Consider the following 25,599-nt stretch of genomic DNA (forward strand, 5'->3'; position numbering starts at 1 on the left):
GCCCGGCCTCCGGTGCGGGGTGTCCCACGCCACCTTTGACTTCAAGTACTCGAAGTTCCTAGCCTCGACGAAGTGAGCACGCGAACCGCAGGCCGGACCTTCTCGATCAAGGAGGCGGCGGCGCTGACCGGGCTCCCGGCGAGCACGCTGCGCTACTACGAGTCGGTCGGGGTGGTGTCACCCGTCGGCCGCTCGGCGAGCAGCGGGCACCGGGTCTACACGGAGGGCGACCTCGACGTGCTGACCTGGGTGGCCTGCCTCAACGCGACCGGGCTGTCGATCAGCGACATGCGCCAGTACGTCGAGAACGGAGCGGCGGGCCGGGCGGCGGCGGGACAGCAGATCGAGCTGCTCGCGGCGCAGCGGGACCGGCTGGCGGCGGAGGCCGAGCAGCTCGCCGTACGCCGTCGCTACGTGCAGCTCAAGATCGACTACTGGCAGGCCGTGGCCGACGGCGACGACGCCCGCGCGCGCCGCCTGTCCGATGACGCGCTGGCGCTCGCGGACTCACTCAAGAAGAAACCCTGACGAGGAGAAGACCATGACCTACGACCGCACCCGCGTGGCCGCCTGGGCCGCGCCGGCCAGCAAGGCCCCGCTCGAGCGGACCGCGATCGAGCGCCGCGCGGTCGGTGCCCACGACGTGCTCATCGCCATCGAGTACGCCGGCATCTGCCACTCCGACATCCACACCGTCCGCGGTGACTGGGGTCCGCAGCCCTTCCCGGTGGTGCCGGGCCACGAGATCGTCGGCATCGTCGCCGAGGTCGGCGCGGAGGTGACCCGCCACCGCGTCGGCGAGCGGGTCGGCGTCGGCTGCCTGGTCAACGCGTGCCGCGCGTGCGTGAACTGCCTGGGTGGCGACGAGCAGTTCTGTCTCAACGGCAGCGTCGGCACCTACGCCGCGACCGACCGCGACGGCAGCACCACCCAGGGCGGCTACTCCACCCACGTGGTCGTCGACGAGCACTTCGTGCTGTCGGTGCCCGAGAGCCTCGACCCCGCGGCGGCGGCGCCGCTGCTGTGCGCGGGGATCACGACGTACTCACCACTGAAGCGCTGGGGCGCCGGCCCGGGGCGCAAGGTGGCCGTCCTCGGCCTCGGCGGGTTGGGGCACCTCGCGGTCAAGATCGCCGCCGCGATGGGAGCCGAGGTCACCGTGCTGTCGCAGTCGCTGAAGAAGCAGGAGGACGCCGAGCGGCTCGGCGCGGCCCGCTACTACGCGACCTCCGACCCGGCCACCTTCGAGGTGCTCGCCGGCGAGTTCGACCTGATCGTCAACACGGTGAGCGTCAGCCTCGACGCGAACGCCTACCTGCGGCTGCTCGCCGTCGACGGCGCGATCGTCAACGTCGGCGCCCCGCCGCGCCCGTTCAGTGTCGCGCCGATGTCGCTGATCTACGGCCGCCACACGCTCGCCGGCTCGATGATCGGCGGCATCGCGGAGACCCAGGAGATGCTGGACTTCTGTGCCGAGCATCGGATCGGCTCCGAGATCGAGGTGATCTCCGCGGAGGCGGTCAACGAGGCGTACGAGCGGGTGCTCGCCTCCGACGTGCGCTACCGCTTCGTGATCGACGCCGCGACGATCGGCTAGGTGCACCCGGCCGTCGGGGTCGGGTCGTCGACCCTGCTTCCTGATCCGGGTGGGTATTCACCACGGGATGTAGGCGAACCCGTGGTTCTGTAGCGGGGTTCCGCTACAGAAGTGGTCATTCACCTACATCCCGTGGTGAATCCCCCACCCGGACACGCCGCGACGGCGCCGACGTGGGAGACCCTCACCAGCGACCGGCCGACCCGAGGGGCGGCGCGGCTCACCCGGTCGCCGCGAGCCCCGGGTCCTGCTCCTGCGTCCGGTCGTCGCGCCGCCACTGCGCGGGAGTGGCGCCGTGCTCGCGGCGGAACGAGCGGATGAAGGTGTTGACGTCGGAGAAGCCGGCCCGGGCGGCGATCGCGGTGACGCTGGTCGACGGCTCCTGGGAGAGCAGGTCGCACGCGTGGCGGAGCCGGGCCTCGCGCAGGTAGGCGGCGGGCGTGGTGTCGGTCCGGGCGAACTGGCTCTCCAGGTGGCGCCGGGACACCACGAACCGCTGGGCGACCTCGTCGATGGTCAGGCTCGCCCGGGCGTGGTGGGTGTCGATGAACCACCGGGCGCTGGCCAGGATCGCGGGTCCGCTGAGCACCGGATGGGAGGTCTCGCCGTAGCGCAGCACGTGGAGGACGGCCCGGGCCAGCTCGACGGTGACCCGCTCGTCCTCGGCCGTGGCCGGGGCGGGCGCGGCGGCCAGCTCCCTGATCCGGCACACGAGGATCCGGGCCTGCTCGACACCGCCGTGCAGGGTGGCGCCGCCGAGGACGCCGAGCTCGTCGGGGCGCAGCTGCAGCGCCGAAACCGGGATGCGCAGGCTGGCGAGGTCGTTGTGGCGTGGGATCCGCAGGCCGTAGGGCAGGTCGCTGGCGATCAGGTAGAAGCCGCCGGCGCCGAGCTCGCTGACCCGGCCGTTCTGTACGACGACCGTGGTCCCGGCGAGGGCCCCGGTGAACATCAGCGACTCGCGGGGATCGGCGGAGGCGTGGGCGGCGGTGCGGCTGACGACCGACGAGGTCGCCGCGACCTGGCAGACGCTCAGGTCGCCGATCGACCGCTCGCGGATCGCACCGCGGAACGCGGGCTTGGCGACATCCACCCGCAGCGGTACGTAGGCAGAGCTGCAGCGGCTGACCCACTCGTCGATCTCGGTGACGACATGTCGGCTGGTCGCGGTCATCCGATCCCCCCAAAGATCCAGAACCAACTGGCCGGAAGTGTAGGTGACAGCGTGTCGCGGTATTCGCCTATCGTCGACGCCACTTCGCAGAACGTCGATTCGCAGCCGACGGAGACCTGCGCGTCGACGATTCGCGTACGGATGCGCGGCGAGGAGGTGGACATCCCGCGTGCGCTCCCTAGATTTCGGGACGACGCGGCCGAACGCTCGACGCTCCGACGCGACGTCCCCACAACAGCTGTCGATCTCGACCTCCTCGGATGGGTCCGGGTCGGCCAGCACGCGTCGACGTCGAGCGCTCGTGCCGGCTCGCTGCCTGGGGGGCGGTGAGCGAGAGGCCCGGGTCCGGTCACGAGACTCCCTGATATCTCCTGATCCGGACTCGGGCCCCGTCGTCACCTGCGGAAGGTCGGCGACGTCCAGTCGTGGTGGTCGAGGTCGGTCAGCAGGTCCGGCGGGCGGTGGGGCAGCCGCGGCTGGGGCTGGACGAGCTGCACCCGCCGCCACCGGCTCGGGGTGGCCTCGTAGGTCCGGTTGAAGGCGCGGGTGAAGGTGTTGATGTCGCTGAAGCCGACCTGAGCGGAGACCTGCCGGATCTTCAGGTGGGGCTGGCTCGCGAGCAGGGTGGCGGCGCGGCTCAGCCGGACGCGGCGCAGGTAGGTCGCGGGGCCGCCGCCGTCGGTCTTCGTGAACAGCATCTCCAGGTAGCGCCGGGAGATCATGAAGTGCCGGGCGACGTCGTCGACGGTCAGCCGCGGATCCGTGTGGTTCTGCTCGATGAACCAGCGCGCGCTCGCCAGGATCGCTGCCCCGCTCAGCAGGGCGCGGGACCGCTCGGTGTAGACCATCGGGTGGAGCAGGGCCTGGGTCAGCTCGACGGCGACCTCCTGGTGCTCCTCGACGTCCGTCAGCGGCGTCCTCATCGCGACCAGTCCGGCGAGATAGCGGCGCAGCACGTTGAGGCCGCTGGAGTCCCGGGGGATGTGGACGCTGGTCAGCTCGCGCAGGTCGCGGTCGCGCAGGCCGATCCGTGGGCGCGGGAGCCGGAGCACCAGCAGGTCGTTGTGGTGCTCGTAGCGCATGCTGTAGGGCCGGTCGCCGTCGATCAGGAAGCCGCCGGCTCCGGTGTAGGTCGCCACCCGGCCGTCCTGGACGATGGTCCCGGCGCCCCGGAGGAAGATGCCGAGCATGAACGTGTCACGGGGGTCGCTCGCGATCGAGCGAGCGGTGCGGGTCACGGTGACCGGGGTGGAGGCGACCTGGGTGATGCCGAGGCTGCCGAGGGCGCGTTCGCGGATGGCCCCCCGGAAGTCCTCCCCGATGGCGTCGATCCGCAGCGGGACGTAGGCCTGGGCGCAGGCGTCCGTCCAGGCGTCGAGGCCCTCGATGTCGATGCGTGTCGCTGGAGGTGGGCGTTCGGTCACGCTGTCGGTTTTCCGTCGGAGCGATCCAGAACTGCGCAAAAATACGGAGCCAGTTCGCATTTCGGCGACCGCTCCGGCCGTTCCCGCAGCCGGCCGCGACCCCGCTCGACGATTTGCGAACGCCGCCCCGAACGAGCGCGCTGACCCCCGCCGCCCTGTGGCACGTTTGCCATCGGCTCCGCACAGGACGGGGTCTCACTGCTTTGTCCACAACTGCTTGAGGGGGAGCCTCCCAATGAAGAAGATCGTGCTGAGCCTGCTGGCCGCCGCACTGATGACGCTCGGACTCGTGGGAGCCACCACTCCGGCGCAGGCCGCGCCGTATCCGGGCACCGTCGACGTCCAGGCCGCGCCCGTGAAGAAGGCGATCAAGAAGGGCAAGAGGGTCAAGGTCGTCGTCACCGCGACCGGCAACGTCGTGCCGCAGGGCACGGTCAAGGTCGTGTGCAAGAGCGCCGGCACCAAGAAGGTCAAGCTCGGTGCGATCCAGGCCAACGGCAAGTTCAAGGGCCCGAAGCTGGCGCAGAAGGGCAAGTGGAAGTGCACCGCGACCGTCGACGGCACGGGCGTCTTCAAGGACACCACCAAGAAGTTCAAGGTCAAGGTGAAGTGACGCGCTCCGCGCGTAGCTGAACTCAGGTTGAGGGTCCCGGGCCACACCGGCCGGGACCCTCACCCATGCCCGGACGACAGGAGGTGGACGGATGTCGCGGCTGCGCGGCCCGCGAGCGGTGCTGCTCGCGGCGGGAGCGATCCTCGTGCTCGGACTGCTCTGGGCCGGTTGGACGGCCTGGCAGGTCAACGCCGACCTCGCGAACGCCGTCCGGCACGCCGAGCGCATCCAGTCCGCCGTCGTCGCCCGCGACAGCGACGCGATGGAGCGTGAGGTCGCCGGGTTGCGCACGTCGAGCCGACAGGCGGCCGAGCGCACGTCGGGCCCGACCTGGGGTCTGCTGACCCGGCTCCCGTTCGTCGGCGACGACGCCGCCGGCGTCCGCACGACGAGCGTCGTACTCGCCGACCTGGCCGACGACGGCGTGGAGCCGCTGGTGGCGGCCTCGGACCGCTTCGAGCAGCTGCTGCCCCGGGGCGGTGCCGTCGACCAGCAGGCGGTCGCGGACGTCGCGGAGCCGGTGCACCAGGCCCGGGTCGCGTTCGGCTCCGCGGACGACGATCTCGCCCAGGTCGATCCGTCGGGCTTCGTCGGCCGCCTCGAGCAGCGGTTCCGCAGGTTCCGCGACCAGGTCTCTCGCGCCTCCGACGCGCTCGCCTCGGCCGAGACAGCGGCCCGGGTGCTGCCGGCGATGCTGGGCGACCAGGGCGCCCGGCGCCACCTGGTCGTCTTCGAGAACAACGCCGAGATCCGCAGCACCGGCGGCCTGGCCGGTGCCGTCAGCTCCGTGGAGGCGACGGACGGTGTGCTCCGGCTCGGTCGCCAGGTGGCGGGCGCGGCCCTGGGCAAGACCGCGGAACCGGTGCTTCCCCTGACCGCCGCCGAGGACGCGCTCTACGGCGACGTGCTCGGCACCTACTTCGTCAACGCCACCATGACGCCGGACGTCCCGCGGGCCGCGGACCTGCTGCGAGCCCGGTGGGAGCAGCGGTTCCCCGGCCGACCGGTCGACGGCGTGGTGCTGCTCGACGCCGTGGGGATCGGCTACCTCCTGGAGGCGACCGGTCCGGTCGTGGTCGACGGCATCGAGATCACCGGCGACAACGCGGTCGAGCAGCTCTTGCACGCCACCTACCTCCGGGTGCCGGACCCGGCCGCGCAGGACGCCTTCTTCGCGGCGGTCGCGGCCGCCACCTTCGACCGGTTCACCGCCGGTGCCGACGACCCGACCGCGATCCTGCGTGCCCTCGCCCGCGCCGTGCGGGAGCGGCGCGTGTTCGTGCACTCCTTCGACGCGGCCGTGCAGCAGCAGCTCGCCGGCACCACGATCGCCGGCGAGCTGGTGACCGATCCGCGGGTCCGCAGCCCCCAGGTCGGCGTGACGGTCGACGACATGACCGGCGCCAAGATGTCCTACTACCTGCGCTACGACGTCGACGTGACCGCGACGACCTGTCGGGGGTCCACCCAGCGCTACCTCGCGAAGGCGCGGATCCGGTCCGTGGCCCCGCCCGACGCGGGATCCCTGCCCGACTACGTCACCGGCGGCGGCGCCTACGGCTCCCGCCCGGGGACGCAGCTGATGGCGGTGCGCGTCTTCGGGCCCACCGACGGCTCGGTCACCGACGTCGAGTTCAACGGGGTCCCGTCAGAGGTGATCGAGGCCGACCAGGGCGGACGCCCGGTCGCGATGACCTACGTCCAGCTCGCGCCGGGCCAGAGCGTGGACCTGGCCTGGGCGATGGAGAGCGGACCCGGTCAGGACGGCCCGACCCAGGTCCAGGTGACACCGACGATCGAGAGGAAGAACGGCGCTCGCGCCGTGGAGAGCGCATGTGCCGGGTGATGGTGAGAAGAGTGCCGACGACTGCCGGGGGAGCTGTCCGTGGACCTGCATGACTACCTCAAGGTGCTGCGCCGGCGGTGGCGGTCGATCGTGGTCATCGCGGTCGTGACGACCGCGGTGGCGGGAGTGCTGACGGCGGTGCAGACGCCGCAGTACGCCTCGACGGCCCGGCTGTTCGTCACCACCTCGCAGAGCGATGACGGCCAGCTGCTGCAGGGCGGCCAGTTCTCCGCCCAGCGGGTCAAGTCGTACGCCGACCTGATCAGCAGCCGCGAGCTGGCGCAACGGGTCATCGAGGAGACCGGGATCGAGGTGACGCCGGCCGTGCTGACCGCGGCGGTGAGCGCCCAGGTGGTGCTGGAGACGGTCAACCTCGAGGTCACGGTCACCGGCCCGGATCCGCGCCAGGCCCAGCTGGTCGCCCAGGCGTACGCCGAGCAGCTGACCGACCTCGTCCGTGAGCTGGAGACGCCGGCCGGGCAGACCCAGGCCCCCATCAAGGCGACCATCGTCGACGCGGCCTCGCTCCCCACCTCCGCGGTGTCCCCACGGCCGAGCCGCAACCTGGCTCTCGGACTGGTGGCCGGCCTGCTGCTGGGCTTCGCCCTGGCCGTGGTGCGCGAGCTCCTCGACACCCGGGTGAAGTCACTCGACGACGTCGCCGAGCTCACCGATGCCCCGACGCTCGGCACGATCGTGTTCGACGCGACGACGGCCAAGTCGCCGCTGCTGACCCAGATCGCCTCCCACTCGCCGCGCGCGGAGGCCTTCCGCGTGCTGCGGACCAACCTGCAGTTCATCGACGTCGACAGCGCCCGGAAGGTCTTCGTCGTGACCTCGGCCGTGCCCGGTGAGGGGAAGACGTCGACGGCGGTCAACCTGGCGATCAGCCTGGCCCAAGGGGGATCGCGCACGCTCCTGGTCGAGGCCGACCTGCGTCGGCCCATGGCGGCCCAGCGGCTGGGACTCGACAATGCCGTCGGGCTGACCAACGTCCTGGTCGGCAGGCTGGCGCTCGACGACGTCGTCCTCGTCGACGACGCATCGGGACTTCACGTCGTCGGCGCGGGGCCGGTGCCACCCAATCCCGCCGAGCTGCTCCAGTCGCGGGCGATGGAGGACCTCCTCGCCCGGGCCCGCGACAGCTACGACGTCGTCGTGATCGACGCCCCGCCGCTGCTGCCGGTCACCGACGCCGCCCTGCTGGCCGCGAAGTCGGACGGCGCCCTCGTCGTCCTCAGCCACGGACAGGTCACGCGTGACCAGGTCCGGCTCTCGATCGACCGGCTCGCCCAGGTCGATGCCCAGCTGGCCGGCCTGGTCCTCAACAAGGTGCCGGCCAAGAGCGGGTCCTACGGATACGGCTACGGATACGGCTACGGGTACGCACCCCAGGTGCCCGCGCAGACGGAGGAATGACGATGTCGCTGCTCGAGGGATCCAACATCCTGGTCACCGGAGGCACGGGCTCCTTCGGCAAGGCGTTCATCGCCCATGCCCTGGCCCATCTCGACCCCCAGCGGGTGATCGTCTACTCGCGCGACGAGCTCAAGCAGTTCGAGGCCCGCCAGCTGTTCGGCGACGACCCCCGGATGCGCTGGTTCCTCGGCGACGTCCGTGACCGGCAGCGGCTGCTGCGAGCCATGCACGGCGTCGACCACGTCGTTCACGCGGCGGCGCTCAAGCAGGTCGACACGGGGGAGTACAACCCGTTCGAGTTCATCAAGACCAACGTCACCGGGTCCCAGAACGTCGTCGAGGCCGCGATCGACGCCGGGGTGAAGCGGGTGGTGGCGCTGTCGACGGACAAGGCGTCGAGCCCGATCAACCTCTACGGCGCGACCAAGCTGACCGCCGACAAGATCTTCGTCCTCGGCAACAGCTACGCCGCGGCCTATCCCACCCGCTTCGCCGTCGTCCGCTACGGCAACGTGACCGGGTCGCGAGGCTCGATCATCCCGAAGTGGCGGGCGATGGCGGCGCGAGGCGAGTCGCTGCCCATCACCGACCTGCGCTGCACCCGCTTCCTGATCACGCTTCCCGAGGCCGTCCAGATGGTCGTCGACACCTTCGATCTCATGCAGGGCGGTGAGCTCGTCGTCCCCCACATCCCCTCCCACCGGGTGGTCGACCTCGCCCAGGCCGTCGCGCCCGGAGCGGCCATGCACGACATCGGACTCCGTCCCGGCGAGAAGCTGCACGAGGAGATGATCAGTGTCGAGGAGGGCCGTCGGGCGGTCATGGTCATGGACGGCAGGTACTACGTGCTCGAGCCGGAGACCGACGGCTGGGGCTACCGGCGCCGAGCCGACGGCGTGCCCGTTCCCGAGGGCTTCCACTGCGCCTCCGACAAGAACGACCTGTGGTACTCCGTCGACGACATCGCCGCGGTGTTGAAGGCGGACGCGTGATGCTGCCCTACGGCCGGCAGTGCATCGACGACGACGACATCGCCGCCGTGGTGGAGGTGCTGCGTGGCGACTGGCTGACCACGGGTCCCTACGTCGCCGACTTCGAGCGGGCTCTCGGCGCGCACGCCGGTGGACACCGTGCCGTGAGCGCGACGTCGGGGACGGCGGCGCTGCACGTGGCCTATGCCGCCGCCGGTGTCGGGCCGGGCGACGTCGTGGTCACCACGCCGATGACCTTCGTGGCGACGGCGAGCGCCGCGTCGATCCTGGGGGCGCGGGTCGAGTTCGCCGACGTCGACGCGGAGACCGCCCTCCTCGACCCGGACGCCGCGGCCGCGGTGGTCACCAGCCGCACGAAGGTGCTCGCCGCCGTCGACTACGCCGGCCAGCCGGCGGACTACGACCGGCTGCAGGCCGTCGCCGACAGCGTCGGCGCGCTCACCCTCGCCGACGCCGCCCACTCCGTCGGCGGTGCCGACCGCGGGCGACCGGTCGGCGACCTCGCCGACATCACCACCATGTCCTTCTTCCCGACGAAGAACCTCACCACCGGTGAAGGGGGAGCGGCGCTGTTCAAGGACCCGGCGCTGGCGCGACGGGCGCAGGAGCTCCACAACATCGGACTGGTGCGTGATCCGGATCGGTTCGAGATCCGCGACGAGGGGCCGTGGCACCAGGAGGTGCACGAGTTCGGGCTCAACTATCGACTGACCGACCTCGGCGCCGCGTTGGGCCTCTCCCAGCTGCGCCGGCTGGCGACCTTCAAGCGCCGCCGGGCCGAGATCTTCGCGCGGTACGCCGAGGGCCTGGCCGGCGTCGACGGCGTCCGCACTCCCGCCGTGCGCGAGGGCGTCGACCCGGTCTGGCACCTGTACCCGGTGCGCGTCCTGGGCGGCCGCCGGCGGGAGGTGTTCGAGAGGATGCGGGCCGCCGGGATCGGCGTCCAGGTCAACTACCTCCCGGTCTACTGGCATCCCGTCTACGCGCGCGCCGGGTACCAGCGCGGCAGCTGCCCTCGGGCCGAGCAGTTCTACGCCGAGGAGCTGTCGTTGCCCATCCACCCCGGGCTCGACGATGCCCAGGTCGACCGGGTCGTCGACGTCCTGTCGGAAAGCCTGCGATGAAGGTCGGCGTCGTCACGCAGGCACGGATGACCAGCACCCGGCTACCGGGCAAGGTGCTGATCGAGGTCGGCGGCCGCGTGCTGCTCGACCTCCACCTGGGCCGGCTCGCCGGCGTGGGGGACGTGCTGGTCGTCGCGACCACCACGAACCAGGCCGACGACCGGGTCGCCGACCTCGCGGCGCAGCGCGGCGTGGGCGTGGTCCGCGGGAGCGAGCACGACGTACTCGGGCGCTATGCCGTCGCGGCGCGCTCCTACGACCTGGACGCCGTGGTCCGGGTGACCTCGGACTGCCCCCTCATCGACGGTCACCTGGTGGCCGAGGCGGTCGAGCTGTTCCGCGCCGCGGGCGACCCGTGGCTCTACCTGTCCAACACCGTCGAGCGGACCTATCCGCGCGGCCTGGACTTCGAGGTGTTCGGGGCGGAGGCGCTCTTCGACGCCGACACCCACGCCACCGACCCCGGACATCGCGAGCACGTGACGCCGTACCTGCGAGGCAACGGGTCGGGCCGGATGCGGCTGCGGTCGATGCGCCGTGCGGACGACGCGGCGAACCTGCGGCTCACGCTCGACACCGCTGACGACCTCGCCCTGATCCGCGCGTTGATCGAGGACCACGGCGGCGCCGCGATGTCGGGCGACGAGCTGGTCGAGCTGCTGCGCCGGCATCCCGAGCTGGCCGCCCTCAACGCCCACGTCGAGCAGCGGGAGCCGGGCGAGTGATGCGCATCCTGATCCACGCCGACGGCGGCGCCCGCCGAGGGATGGGCCACCTCATGCGCTCCGTCGCGCTCGCCGAGGAGGCCGGCCGACGCGGCCACGAGGTGTCCTGGTGTGGTCGATGGGACGAGTCCGCGGCGGCCACGCTCCTCCGGTTCGGCCACCACCCCGATCGACTCCACCGCCTCGCGCCCGACGGTCTCGAGTCGAGTCCGGTCTCGCTGGTCGCCGAGCTGGCCCCGGACGTCCTCCACATCGACAGCTACGACCTGGCGCCGACGCGGGAGCGATGGGCGGCAGGCCTGGTCAGCGCCACCCAGGACCATCCCCACGGCCGGCGTCCCGCGGACCTCGTGATCGACCCGAACCTCGGTGCGCAGCAGCGGCTCGCGACGCAGCCGCCCGAGGCGCGCTGGGTCCTGCCGGGGTTGGACTACGTCGCGCTGCGATCGGCCGTCCGATTCGCGCGGCCCCGCGTGCCGATCGCCCCCACCGACGTACGCCGGGTGCTGGTCGTCATGGGCGGCACCGACGCGTGGGGGTTGTCGGCCCGCGTGGTGACCGAGCTCGCCGGGGCGGTCCGGGGGCGGGAGGTGACCGTGGTGGCCCCGCAGGCACAGCACGAGGCCGTTCGCGCCGCGGCCGGACCGCACCGGGTCGCCGTCGTACCGTTCACCGACGAGCTCGCGGCGCTGGCGGTCGAGCAGGACCTGGTGGTGACGGCGGCGGGCTCCTCGGTGTGGGAGCTGTGCCATCTGGGTGTCCCGATGGGGGTCCTGTGCGTGAGCGACAACCAGGAGCCGGGCTATGAGGCCGTGGTCGCGACCGGTGCGGCGATCGGGCTGGGGCGGTCCGCGGACCTGGGCAGCGGTCGGGTCCGTAGGGCACTGTCGGGCGTGCTCGACGACCCGGGGCCGCTCCGCACCGCGGCGGACCGGGCCTTCGAGCTGGTCGACGGCCGGGGCGCCTGGCGCACCGTTTCGGCCTGGGAGAGCGCGGGTCGGGTCGTCGCGGACCGGCCGACCGCCTCCACTGCCGTGCGTCTGCGCGACGCGACGCGCGACGACGCGGACCTGCTCCTGGCGTGGCGCAACGACCCGGTGACCCGGCAGTGGTCGCGCTCCAGTGCGCCCGTCGATCGCGACACGCACCAGGAGTGGCTACGTCACACGCTCACGCGGCCCGACCGACACCTGTGGCTCGCGCTGTCGCCCGACCCGATCGCCGTCGTCCGCTGGGACCAGCGGCTCGGCGACCACTGGGAGATCTCCATCACCGTGGCCCCGCACGCCCGAGGACAGCACCGCGCCGGTGCGATCCTGGAGGCCGCGCACGCCCAGCTGGTCGCGACCCTGCGTCGGGTCCCGGTGGTCCTGGCGACGATCCACGACGACAACCGGGCCTCCCGGGGCCTGTTCGCGGGAGCGGGCTACCTGCCGTTCGCGCCGCCCGACGCGCAAGGCTTCGGCCAGTACGCGCGGTGGCCCGTCAGATCAGGTCCCACGTCAGCGCCGTCCCACGGGGGACGTCATGCCTGAAGCGACGGCCGGCGACCAGGTCGAAGGCCGCGGGCGCCAGGCCGCCCGCGGGACGGATCGACCGCACGTTGGCGGTGGTCACGGCCTCGCCCGCCTTCACGTCCGCGACCACGCACAGCGAGCGGCGCAGCTCCAGGACGGCCTGCTCGCCCGGCGTCGGGCCGAACTGGACGGGGCTCGCGGCCGCGACCTGAACCGACCGCGCCTCGGCGACCAGCTGTCGCAGCTCTTCGGGCTCGGCGGAGAAGGCGGCGTCGACGCCGCCGTCGCCGCGGCGGAGCGTGACGTGCTTCTCGATCACCGTGGCTCCGAGCGCGACCGCGGCGAGCGCCGTGCCGAGGCCGAGAGTGTGGTCGGAGAGGCCGATCGGCAGCCCGAACGCCTTCCGCAGCACCTCGATGTTCCCGAGCCGCGCCTCCGCCGGATCGGCCGGGTACGACGCCGTACAGACCAGCAGGGTGATGTCGGGACAGCCGCCGTCACGAGCGGCCTCGACCGCGTCCTCGATCTCCCGCAACGACGCCATCCCCGTCGAGATGATCATCGGCTTCCTCGTGCGGCCGATCTCGCGGAACAGGGGAAGGTCGACGATCTCCGCCGACGCGGTCTTGTAGAGCTCGACGTCGAGGGACTCGAGGAACTCCACGCTGCTCGGGTCGAAGGGGGTCGAGAAGGGCGTCAGGCCGTGGTCCCGAGCCCGATCGAAGATCGGCCGATGCCACTCCCACGGCGTGTGCGCCTCCTCGTAGAGGTCATGCAGGGTCCGTCCGCCCCACAGGTCATGGTCGGCGCGCACCCGGAACCGCGGGAGATCGGCGTCGAGCGTCAACGTGTCGGCGGTGTAGGTCTGGATCTTGACCGCTCGGGCGCCGGTCGTCGCGATCGCGTCCACCAGGGTGAGCGCCCGTTCGAGGCTGCCGTTGTGGTTGCCCGAGATCTCGGCGATCACGAAGGGCGGTCGGGGGTCACGAGCTTCGTCCTGCGCAGTCATGGCGGCAGCGTAGGAACAATCATGGCGAAGAGCCGCTGTCTCGGCAGCCGCTTCGCGTTTCGTCGAAGAGGAGCGGGCAGCTGACCGGCACGACCTCCCCGGGGACGGCGGCGCGCATCGCACCGGTGGGCCTGCGGCTGGGGGCTCTCGCCGCGAGGTCGTCGCAGACGATCGTCCTGGCACGCTTCCTCAGCGTCGAGGATGTCGGCAGGTACGGCCTGATCGTCGTCACGGTGGGTTACCTGATCTATCCGCTCGGGTTCGACTTCTACACCTACTCGACCCGCGAGCTGCTGCGCGGCGAGCGAGAGAGGTGGCCGACGTTCCTCCGCTCGCACGCCGCGTTCGCGGCGGTGCTGTACGCCCTCGCCCTTGCCCTGATCGTCGTTCCGTTGATTACCGGGCAGCTGGCCTGGTCCGGCGTCGCCTGGTTGCTCCTGCTGGTGCCGAGCGAGCACCTCGGCATGGAGATCGAACGGGTGCTCATCGCGACCGGCCGCCAACTGCAGGCGAGCGTGACCATCTTCGTCCGCCAGGGACTGATGCCGCTGACCGCGGTGCCTCTCGTCGCGCTCTCTCCCGACCTGCGCACCCTGAGCACGGTGTTGTCGTGCTGGCTCGGCTGCAACCTGGTGGGGGCTGCCCTGGGGGCGGGCTTCGTGCGCCGCGAGCTGCGCGGAGCCGGCCGGGCTCGGGTCGACTGGCCGTGGATACGGCGGGGCATGCGGATCGCGGCGCCGCTCCTGGCCGGCACCCTCTGCCTGCGGGCGCTGGCGACGCTGGACCGCCACCTCCTGAAGGTGTGGGCCGGCCTGGACGTCGTCGCCGCCTACTCGGTCTTCATGGCGATCGCCGCCGGCATGTCCAGCATCGTGTACGCCGGAGTTCACCAGTTCGCCTACCCGCGGCTCGTCCGGCACGCCGCCCGGCGCGATCCCCGTGGCCTGCGGCGAGAGGCCCGCCGGATGCTGGCCCAGACACTGGTGGTGGTCCTGGCCACGTGCGGGGCGGTGGCCGTCCTGATGCCGTTCGCCCTCGGGTTCATCGGTCACGCGACCTACGCCCGGCAGATCTGGATGCTGCCCTGGGTGCTGGGCGCGACGGCGATCTTCAACCTCTCCCTCGTGCCGCACTACGTGCTCTATGCCCTCGACGGCGATCGGGTCATCCTCGCCAGCGCGGCGCTCGGTCTGGCCGTCTTCGTCGGGCTCGCCACCGCCCTCGACCGCGGCCTCGGTGTCGAGGGCGCCCGGGCGGTGTGCATCGCGCTGGCGTCGTCCTATGTGCTGCTCGCGGCCGCCAAGTCCGTGGCCGCCGCCCGGCGGTCCGGCCGGTGGCGTGACTCGATCCGAAGCCACGAAGGAGCGGCGGCCTGATGGTGGAGCGCGCATCGCCGATCGGAGGTCGCCCCCGGCTGACGATCGCCGTCCCGGTGTTCAACGTCGCCCCCGAGCTCATCGAGGAGGCGGTCGGATCCGCTCTGCGACTTCGACTCCCCATCGAGGTCGTTCTCGTGGACGACGGGTCGACCCGGCGCGAGGTCGTTGCCTGCGTGGACCGACTCGCGAGCTCGGATCCGCGGGTGCGGCTGCTGCGGCAGGAGAACCGGGGACTCAACGGAGCCCGGAACACCGCGCTCAGGGCGGCGCGAGGGGAGTGGCTCACCATTCTCGATCCGGACGACCGCGTCGCCTCCGCCGCGGCTGACGTGCTCCACGGGCTGGCACCGGACGTGGACGTGCTGCTGGCCTCCGCGGGTGGCTTCGCCGCGTCGGGGACCGGTACCGAGGCCTACGACCTCACCGGCTTCCCCGAGCGCCCGGATCCAGCAACGGTCGTCGCCGACCTGCTCGCGATCTTCAATCACGGCCGAGAGTCGTCCTCCTTCCTCGTGGCCGTGACCTGGGCGAAGGTCTTCCGTGTCGACTTCCTCCGGGGCAGCGGGCTGTGGTTCGACGAGACACTCGTCAAGCGGGAGGACGCCGAGTGGATGCTGCGCGTCCTCCACGCGACCGACCGGATCGCGGTGTCCCACAGCAGGTTCGTGGACTATCGCTACGGGGTGGCCGGCTCGGGCTCGCGACGCTATGACGAGCGAATCGTGGCGGGGCACGTCGAGATCGGCCGGCGACTCGACGGATTCTCGACGGTGTCGGCCGAGTTGCGGCAGCTCTACAAGGTCGAGCTGATCAAGGATGCCATCAATGCGGTGTTCACCCACCCGGATGCTCCGCGCCGGATGCACGGCCGGGACGCCTACCTCGCCTTTCGAGATGAGCTGTCAGTCGACCTTCCGCTGTGGCGGCTGGGGGCGCTGCAAGGGGCGCCGCTGTCGCGCAGGCTCCTCTACGTCGTCATCAGGCGGCGGTGGCACGGCCCGCTTCGGGTCTTGACGCTGGGAAGGCGACTGGCTCGTCGCACCCGGCGATCGTGCTGATCCGCGGCTCCGCGGCTGCTTTAGCCGGAGAGCAGGCTCCTCGACCACGACGGCACTGGCCCACGCCAGGAGAGTCGTCGCCGCGAGGACCACGGCCAGGTCGGCGGCGGGCCACAAGGAGGTGCCCAGGGTCAGCATCACCAGCTGCTGCACCGGCCAGCCCCAGACGTAGACCCCGTAGGACAGGTCGTGTGCGCCGATCTGGTCGACCGGAATTCGCCACGACAGGTAGAAGATCACGATCGCGAGTGCGACCGGCGCCACGGAGAAGGGGAAGCCGAGGAGAGCGGCCGAGGCGAAGACGATGCCGGCTATCGTGGCGGCACTGCCACCGGCCGGGACCCGGTCCCGTTCCAGCCAGAAGATGGCACCGACGCAGAACGCCCCGCCCATCGTGCCGAGGTCCGTTGCCATCTTGGGCAGGGTGATCCACATGCCGACCTGAGCCACCGAGGCCATCGCGAGCCAGGCCAGGCAGAGCGTCCCCACCAGGAGGCGCCGGGGAACGACGGCCGTGACTACGGCGATGGCTACGTAGCAGAGCGCTTCATAGATCAGCGTCCAGGTCGCGCCGTTCCACACCTCGATCGGAAGTCCCGCGAGAGTCGTTCCCACGGAGTCCTGCCGGAACTCGAAGCCTCCTCCCAGCGGCAGGTTCGTCACCACGTAGGTGATGGCGCTCGGCCAGCTCCACGCACGGTCACCGCCGTTCAGCAGCAGGGACAGCGGCGACGCCACGAACGCGATGAGAACGGTCACCCACAAGAACGCGGGGAAGATCCGCAAGACTCGGTCACGGCCGTACTCCCACGTCGTGCGGGAGAGACGGCTCCGCGTGATGAGGGCACCCGAGACGACGAAGAAGCCAATGACCGCCCAGGTGCCGATGTTGGTCCCGAACAGCGTCGGCTCGCGTCCGAGCCCGCGAAGCGGATCGGCATGGGAGTAGACGACGGCGGCGGCCATCGCCAGGCGAAGCACGTTGAGACTGTTGCGTCGTGGGTCGAAGGTGCTTCCCAGCGTGACCGGGCGCCTCGTCACGTGCCCGGCCACTTCCACGAGCCGGCGTACGGCACCTGGGAGAGCGCCCGTGCCGTCGATCGGGGGAACCCGATCAGTCGGATCAGGCCACTGCGCACGGTGAGCCAGGAGGCGAGCTCATAGGAGAGCCGTCGAGGCATCAGCAGAACTCCTCGGAGGACGCTGAACCCGCGACCTCGCAGCCGGGCGGGACTCGATCGCTTGGAGATCGAGGTGAACGCCTGCACGTAGTTCGCCATGACCCGGCCGGGGTCGCCGAGAGTGTCCCGCGCCACACGCGCGACCTCCGTGGTCCTGAGCAGGTCGTCGCGCGGCGTCCCGGCCGCCTCGAACACGGTCCGGATTCCCTCGTGGGCGACGGGGATATCGGCGAGGGACCGGATGGTGTACGCGGGCGTGCTCGGCCCGACGCGAAAGCACGGGAGCTCGTACAACGCGGCCTCGAAGATCGACGTCGACTGATGGGTCGCGTAGACGTCGGCCGCTGAGAGCCAGTCGTGGATGTCGCCATCGCCGATGCTGTGCGCCCAGTCGGGAAGGTCCACGGCGACGTTCTTGCCCGGGTGGGGGCGATAGATGAACTCGACATGGTCGAGCAGGTCGGGCCGTAGCCGGCCGAGCTCGGCGAGGTCGTGCATCAAGGAGTCGACACCGGCACGCGCCTCCTCGAGGAGCTGCGTCAGATCGGAGTCGGAGACACCTGAGGCGGTGAACTCCCTTCGGTCGTGGTCGTTCATCGCGAGGAGCGCGGTGCGGTTCTCCGCGAACAGGATCCACTTCTTCGCGGGGTCGACGCCCCACCGGGTTGCGAGCCGTGACCTGTTCTCGGGCGACCGGGCATGATCTCGCACGGCCGATCGCAGGTGCCCGCAGACGAAGATCTGGTCGCCACCGATGCCCTGCCCGTCGAGGATCCGTGCGCTGTCGTCGTTCCACACGACATGGCCGCATGCGCGCAGGACGGCTAGTGACGCCGGGTCGGACGGCCAGAGGAAGTCGTGGAAGATCGGGATGGTCAGCTGCTCTTCGTGCGTGATGAGCACCTGCGCACTCGGTGCGGCGGCCAGGACGGGCAGGATGCGTTCGAGATGGCTCGGCCCGTAGCACTGGGGAAGCACGATGACCCGCGGTCGGTGCCGGAGGGCCCAGAGCGCGGCGCTCGCCGTCTCGAAGTGGATGGAGCGGAAGCCGACATTCCAGGTCGGGGCCAGCTCGTCGTACAAGGCGGTGAGTGCGCCGTGCTCCCTCTCGGGATGGTCGTAGAAGACGAGAGCGGCGGGCCTGCGAAGGTGAGGGCTACGACGTGGCGGCACGTGGGCGAACTCCTTCGCGAGCGCGGCGGAGGGGTTCCTCGCCTGCGAGGCGTGCCGACAGGTGGGAACGGCGTCGGTGGGTGAGCAGATAGGTCCCGACGGCGACGTAGCAGATCAGGGACAGGTACTGATAGGAGATCGACCAGTCTCCTGTCTGCGTGGCATACGACCAGATGGTCAGCATGACCAGCCCCGCGACGGTGAAGGCCGGCCTGGCGTCCTCGAGGGTGTGCCTGAGATATCGGATCACCGGTCCGTAGAGCGCGCCGAGAAGACCGTAGACGACGAGCCCGGGAAGCAGCCCGAAGACCGCGAGCACGCCGGCCGCCCCGCCCGTGGTGAAGTGAATCCCCTGGCTGATGTGCTGGTACACGTACTCGGGCGGGCTGACGAGATACGACAGCAGGTCCAGGCCGGCAGGTCGGTCGAGGGTGTTGGGCGCGACGAGCCGGCTGAGCTGAACTGCCGGCTCACCGTCGTACCGGTCGTAGACGCCCCACCAGACATGCCCTTGCAGGGCGATCCGCTGCTCGAACGAGCGCATCGGGTCGTCGCTGCCGGCTGCCCGGTAGCCGATCAGGATGCTCGCGAACATGATCGCCGCGAAGAGCACCGCGTAGCCGAAGTGCCGCACCCGGAGCGCCGGCTTCCGATCGGTCAGCAGCCAACCGACGCCGACACCGGTCACGGCCATGGTGACCTGGATGTTGAAGGCGGAGAACTTCGTGCCGATCAGGATCATCGACAGCACGGGCAGCAGCAGGACGGCGAGCCCCCGGTCGATCCGCCGCCGGATGGTGGCGCAGATCCCGGCCATCGCGAAGGCAGCCGGGATGAGGAATCCCACCAACATGTTGTGGACGACGGCCAGCGGCCCGGGCAGTGCGCGGGCCCATCCGAATCTGAGATCGACATAGGCGAAGCCGGTCCCGACCATCGTGATGGCGATGCCGTAGAAGACAGCCGAGCCGAGGCAGATGCCGATCATCAGGCGACGCAGACGCATGGCCGTCACGGCTGCGCCGTGTCCACCACGCCCGCTGAGGCTGGAGATCGCGAGATGGCCGGCGGTGACGAAGGAGATCGCGTAGACCGCCAGCGCGGCGGTGGCTCCGTTGGCCGAACCGTAGCGGAACTGCTCGGTGACGTAGGCGCCATGCTCGATGACGGCGACGGAGGTGAGCGCCCCGAACAGGGCGTAGATGGGGTAGCTGAGAACCATGACTACTCGCAGGTCCTGAACCGCGAGCACGCCGAGAGCAAGGAACGCGAGCGCGAGCGGGAGAAGCGTTGACTGGAGGGACAGGCAGGCGACGGCGCCCCCGAGGCAGGCGAAGACGAGAGGATAGAGCCCACGGTCCGTCCGCCCACGCTCGCTCGTCGGCGCGGTCGGCGTCACGATCTCCTGCTCAGCCGCACGGACGCTCCATCAGGAACCAGGTGATGTCGTCCTGAGGGAAGCTGCGGTCCCGTCGGTAGACGAAGCCGTAGTCGAGGAGGGACAGCTCCGGGTGGCGGTCGAGGATCTCGCCGGCGAAGTCGCGCTTGAACAGACGGTCGTCGTGTCCGCGGTAGGACACCGTGACAGGTGAGGGGTTGTAGTACTCGGCGACCAGGACGTAGCGCCGGCTCGCGGCGACGAGCCTGTCGTAGGCGGCGGGGAGCTGGTCGGGGGCGATGTGGATGAGCACCCCCTTGGTGAAGGACAGGTCGACCGGTTCGTCCGGGACGTGGCTGAGGATGCTGCCTTCGTGGACGGTCGCCTCGCCCCAGGACCGAAGCTCCGCGGCCGCCGTGGCGTTGATCTCGACCGCGGCGAGCGAGGCGGCCGGCAGGAGCTGGCGCAGGGCACGCAGGTTCATGCCTACGTTGGCGCCGAGCTCGAGGATCGAGGAGACGCCTGCGGTGCGCTCGAGGATCGGCGCGAAGAAGGCGAGGTTGGCCGCGAGGTACGACGCGTCGACGTTGCGTGAGATGTACTCGCTTCCGAAATCCCCGGCCCAGAACGACTCCTGCTGGGTCTTGAACTCGGTCACGGCGTCGGACGCTAGCAGCGGCCGCGGAGCCCGGACCTGTTCCGCGAGTGACCTGTGCGCGGATCGTCGATGCAGCGTGTCCTGGCGGTCGGTCGACGACGGCGTCCCACTCATCGGGTCCGTGAGGCGGGGTCGTAGGCGCCCACCTTGCGGCGGACGAGGCCCGCGGCCTTCCGGAGCCTGGGCTCGCCCTGGGTGTTGACGACCGACCGGTGGGCGATGCGCAGGTCGGTGCCGTGGTGGGTGGCCCAGACGTTGAGGAGACGCTCGCCGAGGTAGCCGACGGTGCGCTGCTGGTAGTCGGTGCGCTCGCCCTGGTCGCCGATCCGCGCGGAGGTCGCGGCCAGCAGGGGGAAGAGCCAGGCGGCGTAGGCGTCGAGTACGTCGCGGCGGGTGAGCAGCATGTTGTAGAGCGAGAGGCGGCGGCCGCCGAAGACCCGGTCGTACGCCGGCAGGTAGGCGGCGGAGAGGTCGGCGACGACGTCGCGGAGGATGTCGAGGTCGCGACCGTGGTGTCCGTTGCGGTAGTGGGACTCGATCGTCTCGACGTAGTAGTTGCGCGGCCGGGGCAGGACGAGGTCGTGACTCGCGAGCAGCGCCGTGGCCTCGTCCCGGGACAGGATCCCCTTGCCCGCGGGGCCGGGGTGCGATCCGCGGAAGTAGCGGCGGTAGTGGCTGAGGCCGACGACGTCGCTGTCGAGGTTCTTCCAGGCCCAGTACAGGGCGGTCAGCTCGCAGTAGGACCGGTTGAGGTGGGAGATGTTGTCGCCGACGTCGTCGGGCTGGTGACCGGTCGCGACGGGGTCCAGGGCATGGCCGACGTGGACGGGAAGGTGGAAGTCGTCGCTGGGGACCTCGCTCTCGGGACGATGGGTGGCGACGAGCATCCGAGCCTCGCGCCGGTGGCGCGGAAGGTGGGTGGTGCTCAATACGCACCCCGCGAGCTGAGCACGGCATTCGCCGTGTGGGCGAGGATGGCGAGGTCGCGGACCATCGACCAGTTGTCGACGTAGTAGAGGTCGAGGCGCATGGCCTCCTCGGCCGAGAGGTCGCTGCGGCCCGATACCTGCCACAGCCCGGTGATGCCGGGTCGGACGAGCAGGCGGCGGGCCATGTCGTCGTCGTAGAGCTCCACCTCGTCGGTGACCTGGGGGCGGGGACCGACCAGGCTCATCTCGCCGCGGAGGACGTTGACCAGCTGGGGGAGCTCATCGATCGAGTAGCGCCGCAGCCAGCGGCCCGGGCGGGTGACCCGCGGATCCTCCTTGAGCTTGAACAGCAGCGCCGTCTGGTCGCTGCTCGCCCGCAGGGAGTCGTCGAGCGCGGCGGCGTCGACCACCATCGTCCGCAGCTTCCAGCAGTCGAACGAGCTGCCGAGCCGTCCGACGCGCGTGTGCTTGAACAGGACCGGGCCGCGGTCGTGGAGCCGGATCCACAGCGCGGCGAGGGCGAGTACGGGCGAGGCCAGCAGCAGCAGGGCCGCCGAGGCCCCGAGGTCGAACGCGCGCTTCCCGATGCGGCCGGCCTGGGTCCAGCGGGAGTGCTCGATGAGGAGCAGAGGTGCTCCGTCGACCGGTCGCATCGTGACCCGTTCCTGGGCGATGTCGTCGAGGTCAGGTGCGAGGGCGACCTCGATGTGGCGCTGCTCGAGCGACCAGATCCACTGGTTGAGCTGGCGGGGGATCCGGTTGGCGTCCTTGGCGAAGACGACCAAGGCGGGCCGGACGAGCTCGGCGATCGTCTCGACGTCGTGGGCCGAACCCAGCACGGGCGTGCCGCCCGGCGTCTCCTCGGATCGGTCGTCGGTGATCGTCAGCCCGCCGGTCACGACATAGCCCTGTCCGTCGTCCTTGCGCAGCCGGGCGGCCAGCGCGTCGATCCCGGAGGGTGTGCCGACGATGAGGGTCGGCACCTGGAACCGGCCCCGACGCCGCAGCCCGTGCAGGACGCGCCGGGCGACGAGCCGGCCGAGGAGGAGCAGCAGCCCTCCGACGACGAAGACGAGGAGGAAGAAGCCACGGGAGAGCTGGTACTTCAACAGGTAGCACACGATGCCCGTGATGCCGGCCGTGACGGCGGTGGCTCGTAGCAGCCGCTTGAACTCCTCGGTGCCGGCGCCGAGGACCGAGGGCTGGCGACTGCCCGTCACCTGGAGCGCCACGAGCCAGCCCAGCGCGATGGCCGGGCCCGAGACGCCGATGTGATCGCGGACGGCCGAGGTCGCGATGAAGATCGGGATGCTCGCCTGACCGACGAGTGCGATGGCGCAGGCGGCCAGGATCAGGACGGCGTCGAGGACCGGCAACGCCAGGCGAGGGGTACGCCGGGTCGCGCGCCGGCCGCCGACGGCGGGGGCGGCGACCCGAGAACCATCCACGACCGACACTGCGGAGCCCCTCGTTCCGTGACGATGCATCGATCGATGCGGGCGATCGATCCAGGGCGATCCAAGCCATCCGCGCCGGTGTCCCGCATCCGAGCGCGGCGATCACTTCGCAGATTGACGGTCGCGAGATTCCTGGTCGTCGGATTGCGCAGACGAGCGCGGGGGTTCTGGGCAGGACGACCGCGCCGTGCTGAGATGGGCCGTCCCCGAGCCTGACGGGTGGGTGGCGGAGGCCTTCGTCCCCGGCGCCCTCCACCGACCCGCTCAACGCCTCCGGGTCCGCAGAGGGAGCCCTTGCTCTGTGGTCGAGCCCCACCGCGCCGTTCGTCGTCGCGTCGGCCACAGGGCGAGGGCTCGGGGACCTCGCACGTCCGCGAGCGACGAATCGTCGTTCTGCGCAGGAGCGGGGCTCCGATGGCGCGACGTCCCGGCGGACTGCGTTGAGATCGTCGGGCTCGCCGCAGGCAGCGGCGACCGGCATATCCCGAGGGGGAGTGGTGAACCAGGAGGCCGTTCGCGCCACCATCGAGGACCGCGGTGCCGTGAGGAGCCCGTGGGCCGCGCTCGCCGTCCTGCTGCTCCCGGTGCTGCTGGTGTCGATCGACAACACGGTGCTGGCGTTCGCGCTGCCCCAGATCTCGCTCGCGCTGGAGCCCGGCGCGACCCAGGTGCTGTGGATGGTCGACGTCTACCCGCTGGTCCTCGCCGGGCTGCTGGTGCCGATGGGCGCGCTCGCCGACCGCTACGGCCGTCGCCGGATGCTGCTGCTGGGAAGCGTCGGCTTCGCGGCGATGTCCGTGGTCGCCGCCTACGCACCCACCGGGGAGGCGCTGGTCGCCGCGCGCGCGGGCCTGGGTGTCTTCGGTGCGATGCTGATGCCCTCGACGCTGTCCCTGATCCGTGCCCTGTTCACCGACCGCGCCCAGCGCCGCACCGCCATCGCCGTCTGGGCGGCCGGATTCGCCTCCGGGTCGGCGCTCGGACCCATCGTCGGCGGCTTCCTGCTCGCGCAGTTCTGGTGGGGTTCGGTGTTCTTGATGGCGGTCCCGGTGCTGGTGCTGTTCCTCGCCCTGGCGCCGTTCGTGCTGCCCGAGTCCCGTGACCCCCACGGCCATCCGCTGGACCTGTGGTCCGCCGGCCTGGTGCTCGTCTCGATGCTGGCGATCGTCTACGGCATCAAGACCGTCGCCAAGGGCGGTGTCACCGGTTGGGGGTCGACCGCGCTGGTCGTGGGCTCGGTGGTCATCGTCGTCTTCGTACGTCGCCAGCTGCGCCTGGCCCACCCGATGATCGACGTCCGGCTCTTCGCGACGGGCCCGTTCAGCGGCGCGGTGCTGGTCAACCTGCTGTCGGTGTTCTCGTTGATCGGGTTCCTGTTCTTCGTCTCCCAGCAGCTCCAGCTGGTCCACGGGTTCGCGCCGATGCGGGCCGGCCTGATGCTGCTGCCCGGTGTGCTCGCGATGATCCTCGCCGGGTTGGCGGTCGTCCCCCTCGTCAAGCGGGTCCGCCCGGTCGTGGTGGTGTGCGTGGCGCTGGCCGCGTCCGGGGCGGGCTACCTGGTGATGGCGCTCAGCGCCGCGGGCGGATCCACGACGGTCGGGGTCGGGACCATCGTGGTCGCGTTCGTGCTCCTCGCCGCCGGCGTCGGCGCCGCCGAGACCGTCTCCAACGACCTGATCGTCTCGGCGGTCCCGGAAGCGCGTGCGGGCGCCGCCTCCGCGATCTCGGAGACGGCGTACGAGGTCGGCACCGTGCTCGGCACCGCGATCCTCGGCACCATCCTGACCACCACCTACTCCGACCGGCTGCGTGTCCCCGACGGCCTCTCCGTGGCCCAGGCGGGTGCCGCCCGGGAGACCCTCGCCGGCGCCGTCCAGGTGACCGGTGAGCTGCCGGCGGGCATGGCCGACGCGCTCATGGTCGCCGCGCAGCACGCCTTCGGCTCGGGCGTGGCCATCACCTCACTGATCGGGGTCGGCCTCAGTGCGGCGTCGGTTCCGCTCGCTGCCTTGACACTGCGCCGCGCCCGCTGACGGGGCCGCCCTCATCGGTCGTCGGCGGCGCGGGGCCTCAGCAGCCGGTGCCCGGCCACCGTGCTCGCCCCGCCGCCGCCGAGGAGGAGGACCAGCCACCACGGGAAGGCGATCGCGCTGCCACCGGCGCCGGGACCGACGATCGTGGTCCCGGGCGGCGGCTCGGCCGGAGCGGCGACCCGGTGGCCGCGCACCAGCAACCGGTGGGAGTTGACGCCGATCGGCGTGCAGGTCACGAGCGTGAGCAGATCCTTGCCCGGCTCGATCAGCAGCGACTCGGTCTGGTCGGGCAGCACCGTCTCGATCAGGTCGACCTCGTAGTAGAAGGTCCGGTCGAGCACGTTGACGGAGAAGACGTCGCCCCGGCGGGCCCGGTGCAGGTCGTCGAAGAGCTTGTGGGTGTAGCCGGAGTGCGAGGTGAGCACGGAGTGGCTGCCCGCGCCGCCCACCGGGAGACTGGACCCGAAGAGGTGGCCGGCGCCCTTGCGCAGGATCGCCGGGGCGGTGCCGTGGTAGACGGGCAGCCGGATGTCGAGGCGGGGATAGGAGATCCGGCCGATCACCCCGCTCGCGTCGGCGATGGCGAGCTGCCTCTCGTAGCTGCCCGGGTCGAGCCCGGGGGCAGTGTCCGTACTCGTCCACGGGTCACGCAGCCGGCCCTGGGGGAGCGTCGCGTTGTAGCGCCGCGCGTCGGCGAGCAGGGCGGACCGCTTCGCGGCCGGGATCTGCTCGACCTCGCGGGCGTAGCCGGTGACGTCGGCGCGGTGCCCGATGTCGGCGTACCAGGTGGCGGCGGCGGGCAGGAGCAGCAGGCCCAGGCCGCTCCACACCACCACCAGGACCACGAGGAGGTCCCACCGGACCCGCGCGCGCCGTCGGCGGGCGCGGGCCGGTGGGATCCGCACGGACACGA

21 protein-coding genes and 1 pseudogene are annotated in these 25,599 nt (G+C 71.1%); 12 read left to right on the forward strand and 10 right to left on the reverse strand.

Going from position 1 to position 25,599, the window contains the following annotated elements; translation table 11 throughout:
- Positions 1-72: 72 nt before the first annotated feature.
- Positions 73-528 (forward strand): MerR family transcriptional regulator, encoded by a 456-nt coding sequence (locus tag JOD66_RS18505; protein WP_204838295.1) that lies wholly within the window; start codon positions 73-75, stop codon positions 526-528.
- Between the two features lie 13 nt (positions 529-541).
- A complete protein-coding gene (locus JOD66_RS18510; RefSeq protein WP_204838296.1) occupies positions 542-1,597 on the forward strand; it encodes an NAD(P)-dependent alcohol dehydrogenase in 1,056 nt (351 codons plus the stop codon).
- A gap of 220 nt (positions 1,598-1,817) precedes the next feature.
- Here the strand turns inward: JOD66_RS18510 and JOD66_RS18515 are convergent, their stop codons facing one another.
- Together JOD66_RS18515 and JOD66_RS18520 are read right to left on the reverse strand one after the other, a co-directional pair.
- Positions 1,818-2,771 (reverse strand): helix-turn-helix transcriptional regulator, encoded by a 954-nt coding sequence (locus tag JOD66_RS18515; RefSeq protein WP_204838297.1) that lies wholly within the window; start codon positions 2,769-2,771, stop codon positions 1,818-1,820.
- Between the two features lie 395 nt (positions 2,772-3,166).
- Complete coding sequence (locus JOD66_RS18520) at positions 3,167-4,195, reverse strand: AraC-like ligand-binding domain-containing protein (protein WP_204838298.1); 1,029 nt, start codon at positions 4,193-4,195, stop codon at positions 3,167-3,169.
- A 235-nt stretch (positions 4,196-4,430) separates the two neighbouring features.
- Here JOD66_RS18520 and JOD66_RS18525 point away from each other — a divergent pair, with 235 nt between their 5' ends.
- From JOD66_RS18525 to JOD66_RS18555, 7 genes are all read left to right on the forward strand, one after another.
- Positions 4,431-4,808, forward strand: a complete 378-nt coding sequence (locus JOD66_RS18525; protein ID WP_204838299.1) for a hypothetical protein — start codon at positions 4,431-4,433, stop codon at positions 4,806-4,808.
- A gap of 91 nt (positions 4,809-4,899) precedes the next feature.
- Positions 4,900-6,654: a DUF4012 domain-containing protein gene (locus JOD66_RS18530; protein ID WP_204838300.1), complete on the forward strand. Its 1,755-nt coding sequence runs from the start codon at positions 4,900-4,902 to the stop codon at positions 6,652-6,654.
- A gap of 39 nt (positions 6,655-6,693) precedes the next feature.
- Entirely contained in the window at positions 6,694-8,073 is a 1,380-nt protein-coding gene (locus tag JOD66_RS18535; protein ID WP_204838301.1) for a tyrosine-protein kinase domain-containing protein, read from the forward strand.
- 2 nt (positions 8,074-8,075) lie between these two features.
- Positions 8,076-9,065, forward strand: coding sequence for a UDP-N-acetylglucosamine 4,6-dehydratase (inverting) (gene pseB / locus JOD66_RS18540; RefSeq protein ID WP_204838302.1), 990 nt, complete (start codon positions 8,076-8,078; stop codon positions 9,063-9,065).
- On the forward strand, positions 9,065-10,189 hold the full coding sequence (locus JOD66_RS18545; RefSeq protein WP_205126455.1) for a DegT/DnrJ/EryC1/StrS family aminotransferase: 1,125 nt from the start codon (positions 9,065-9,067) through the stop codon (positions 10,187-10,189). The genes pseB and JOD66_RS18545 overlap by 1 nt, the downstream gene beginning before the upstream one ends.
- Positions 10,186-10,914 (forward strand): cytidylyltransferase domain-containing protein, encoded by a 729-nt coding sequence (locus JOD66_RS18550; RefSeq protein WP_204838303.1) that lies wholly within the window; start codon positions 10,186-10,188, stop codon positions 10,912-10,914. The genes JOD66_RS18545 and JOD66_RS18550 overlap by 4 nt, the downstream gene beginning before the upstream one ends.
- On the forward strand, positions 10,914-12,449 hold the full coding sequence (locus JOD66_RS18555) for a bifunctional UDP-2,4-diacetamido-2,4,6-trideoxy-beta-L-altropyranose hydrolase/GNAT family N-acetyltransferase (RefSeq protein ID WP_204838304.1): 1,536 nt from the start codon (positions 10,914-10,916) through the stop codon (positions 12,447-12,449). The genes JOD66_RS18550 and JOD66_RS18555 overlap by 1 nt, the downstream gene beginning before the upstream one ends.
- Here JOD66_RS18555 and pseI read toward each other — a convergent pair.
- Entirely contained in the window at positions 12,400-13,440 is a 1,041-nt protein-coding gene (gene pseI / locus JOD66_RS18560; protein WP_204838305.1) for a pseudaminic acid synthase, read from the reverse strand. The genes JOD66_RS18555 and pseI overlap by 50 nt on opposite strands.
- Positions 13,441-13,565: 125 nt before the next feature.
- Here pseI and JOD66_RS18565 point away from each other — a divergent pair, with 125 nt between their 5' ends.
- Positions 13,566-14,816: a lipopolysaccharide biosynthesis protein gene (locus JOD66_RS18565; protein WP_204838306.1), complete on the forward strand. Its 1,251-nt coding sequence runs from the start codon at positions 13,566-13,568 to the stop codon at positions 14,814-14,816.
- Positions 14,816-15,877 (forward strand): glycosyltransferase family 2 protein, encoded by a 1,062-nt coding sequence (locus tag JOD66_RS18570; RefSeq protein WP_204838307.1) that lies wholly within the window; start codon positions 14,816-14,818, stop codon positions 15,875-15,877. The genes JOD66_RS18565 and JOD66_RS18570 overlap by 1 nt, the downstream gene beginning before the upstream one ends.
- A gap of 66 nt (positions 15,878-15,943) precedes the next feature.
- Here the strand turns inward: JOD66_RS18570 and JOD66_RS28550 are convergent.
- The 6 genes and pseudogenes from JOD66_RS28550 to JOD66_RS18595 form a co-directional block, all read right to left on the reverse strand.
- Positions 15,944-16,936 (reverse strand): annotated as a pseudogene (locus JOD66_RS28550) (acyltransferase family protein); the annotation flags it as partial.
- Positions 16,915-18,231: a hypothetical protein gene (locus JOD66_RS18575; RefSeq protein WP_204838308.1), complete on the reverse strand. Its 1,317-nt coding sequence runs from the start codon at positions 18,229-18,231 to the stop codon at positions 16,915-16,917. The pseudogene JOD66_RS28550 and the gene JOD66_RS18575, both read right to left, overlap by 22 nt.
- Positions 18,215-19,630, reverse strand: a complete 1,416-nt coding sequence (locus tag JOD66_RS29580) for a DUF6418 domain-containing protein (protein WP_204838309.1) — start codon at positions 19,628-19,630, stop codon at positions 18,215-18,217. Before JOD66_RS29580 ends, JOD66_RS18575 begins: the two co-directional genes overlap by 17 nt.
- Before the next feature lie 10 nt (positions 19,631-19,640).
- Positions 19,641-20,267: a pseudaminic acid biosynthesis-associated methylase gene (locus JOD66_RS18585; protein ID WP_204838310.1), complete on the reverse strand. Its 627-nt coding sequence runs from the start codon at positions 20,265-20,267 to the stop codon at positions 19,641-19,643.
- 110 nt (positions 20,268-20,377) lie between these two features.
- Positions 20,378-21,154, reverse strand: a complete 777-nt coding sequence (locus tag JOD66_RS18590; protein ID WP_204838311.1) for a DUF4422 domain-containing protein — start codon at positions 21,152-21,154, stop codon at positions 20,378-20,380.
- A gap of 38 nt (positions 21,155-21,192) precedes the next feature.
- Positions 21,193-22,653 (reverse strand): sugar transferase, encoded by a 1,461-nt coding sequence (locus tag JOD66_RS18595; RefSeq protein WP_204838312.1) that lies wholly within the window; start codon positions 22,651-22,653, stop codon positions 21,193-21,195.
- Positions 22,654-23,150: 497 nt separating this feature from the next.
- On the opposite strand from JOD66_RS18595, the gene JOD66_RS18600 reads away from it, so the two are divergent.
- Positions 23,151-24,686 (forward strand): MFS transporter, encoded by a 1,536-nt coding sequence (locus JOD66_RS18600; protein WP_204838313.1) that lies wholly within the window; start codon positions 23,151-23,153, stop codon positions 24,684-24,686.
- An 11-nt stretch (positions 24,687-24,697) separates the two neighbouring features.
- Here the strand turns inward: JOD66_RS18600 and JOD66_RS18605 are convergent, their stop codons facing one another.
- Entirely contained in the window at positions 24,698-25,597 is a 900-nt protein-coding gene (locus JOD66_RS18605; protein ID WP_204838314.1) for a class C sortase, read from the reverse strand.
- Between the last annotated feature and the right edge of the window lie 2 nt (positions 25,598-25,599).

This window comes from Nocardioides nitrophenolicus (assembly GCF_016907515.1).
Taxonomy (GTDB): Bacteria; Actinomycetota; Actinomycetes; order Propionibacteriales; family Nocardioidaceae; genus Nocardioides; species Nocardioides nitrophenolicus.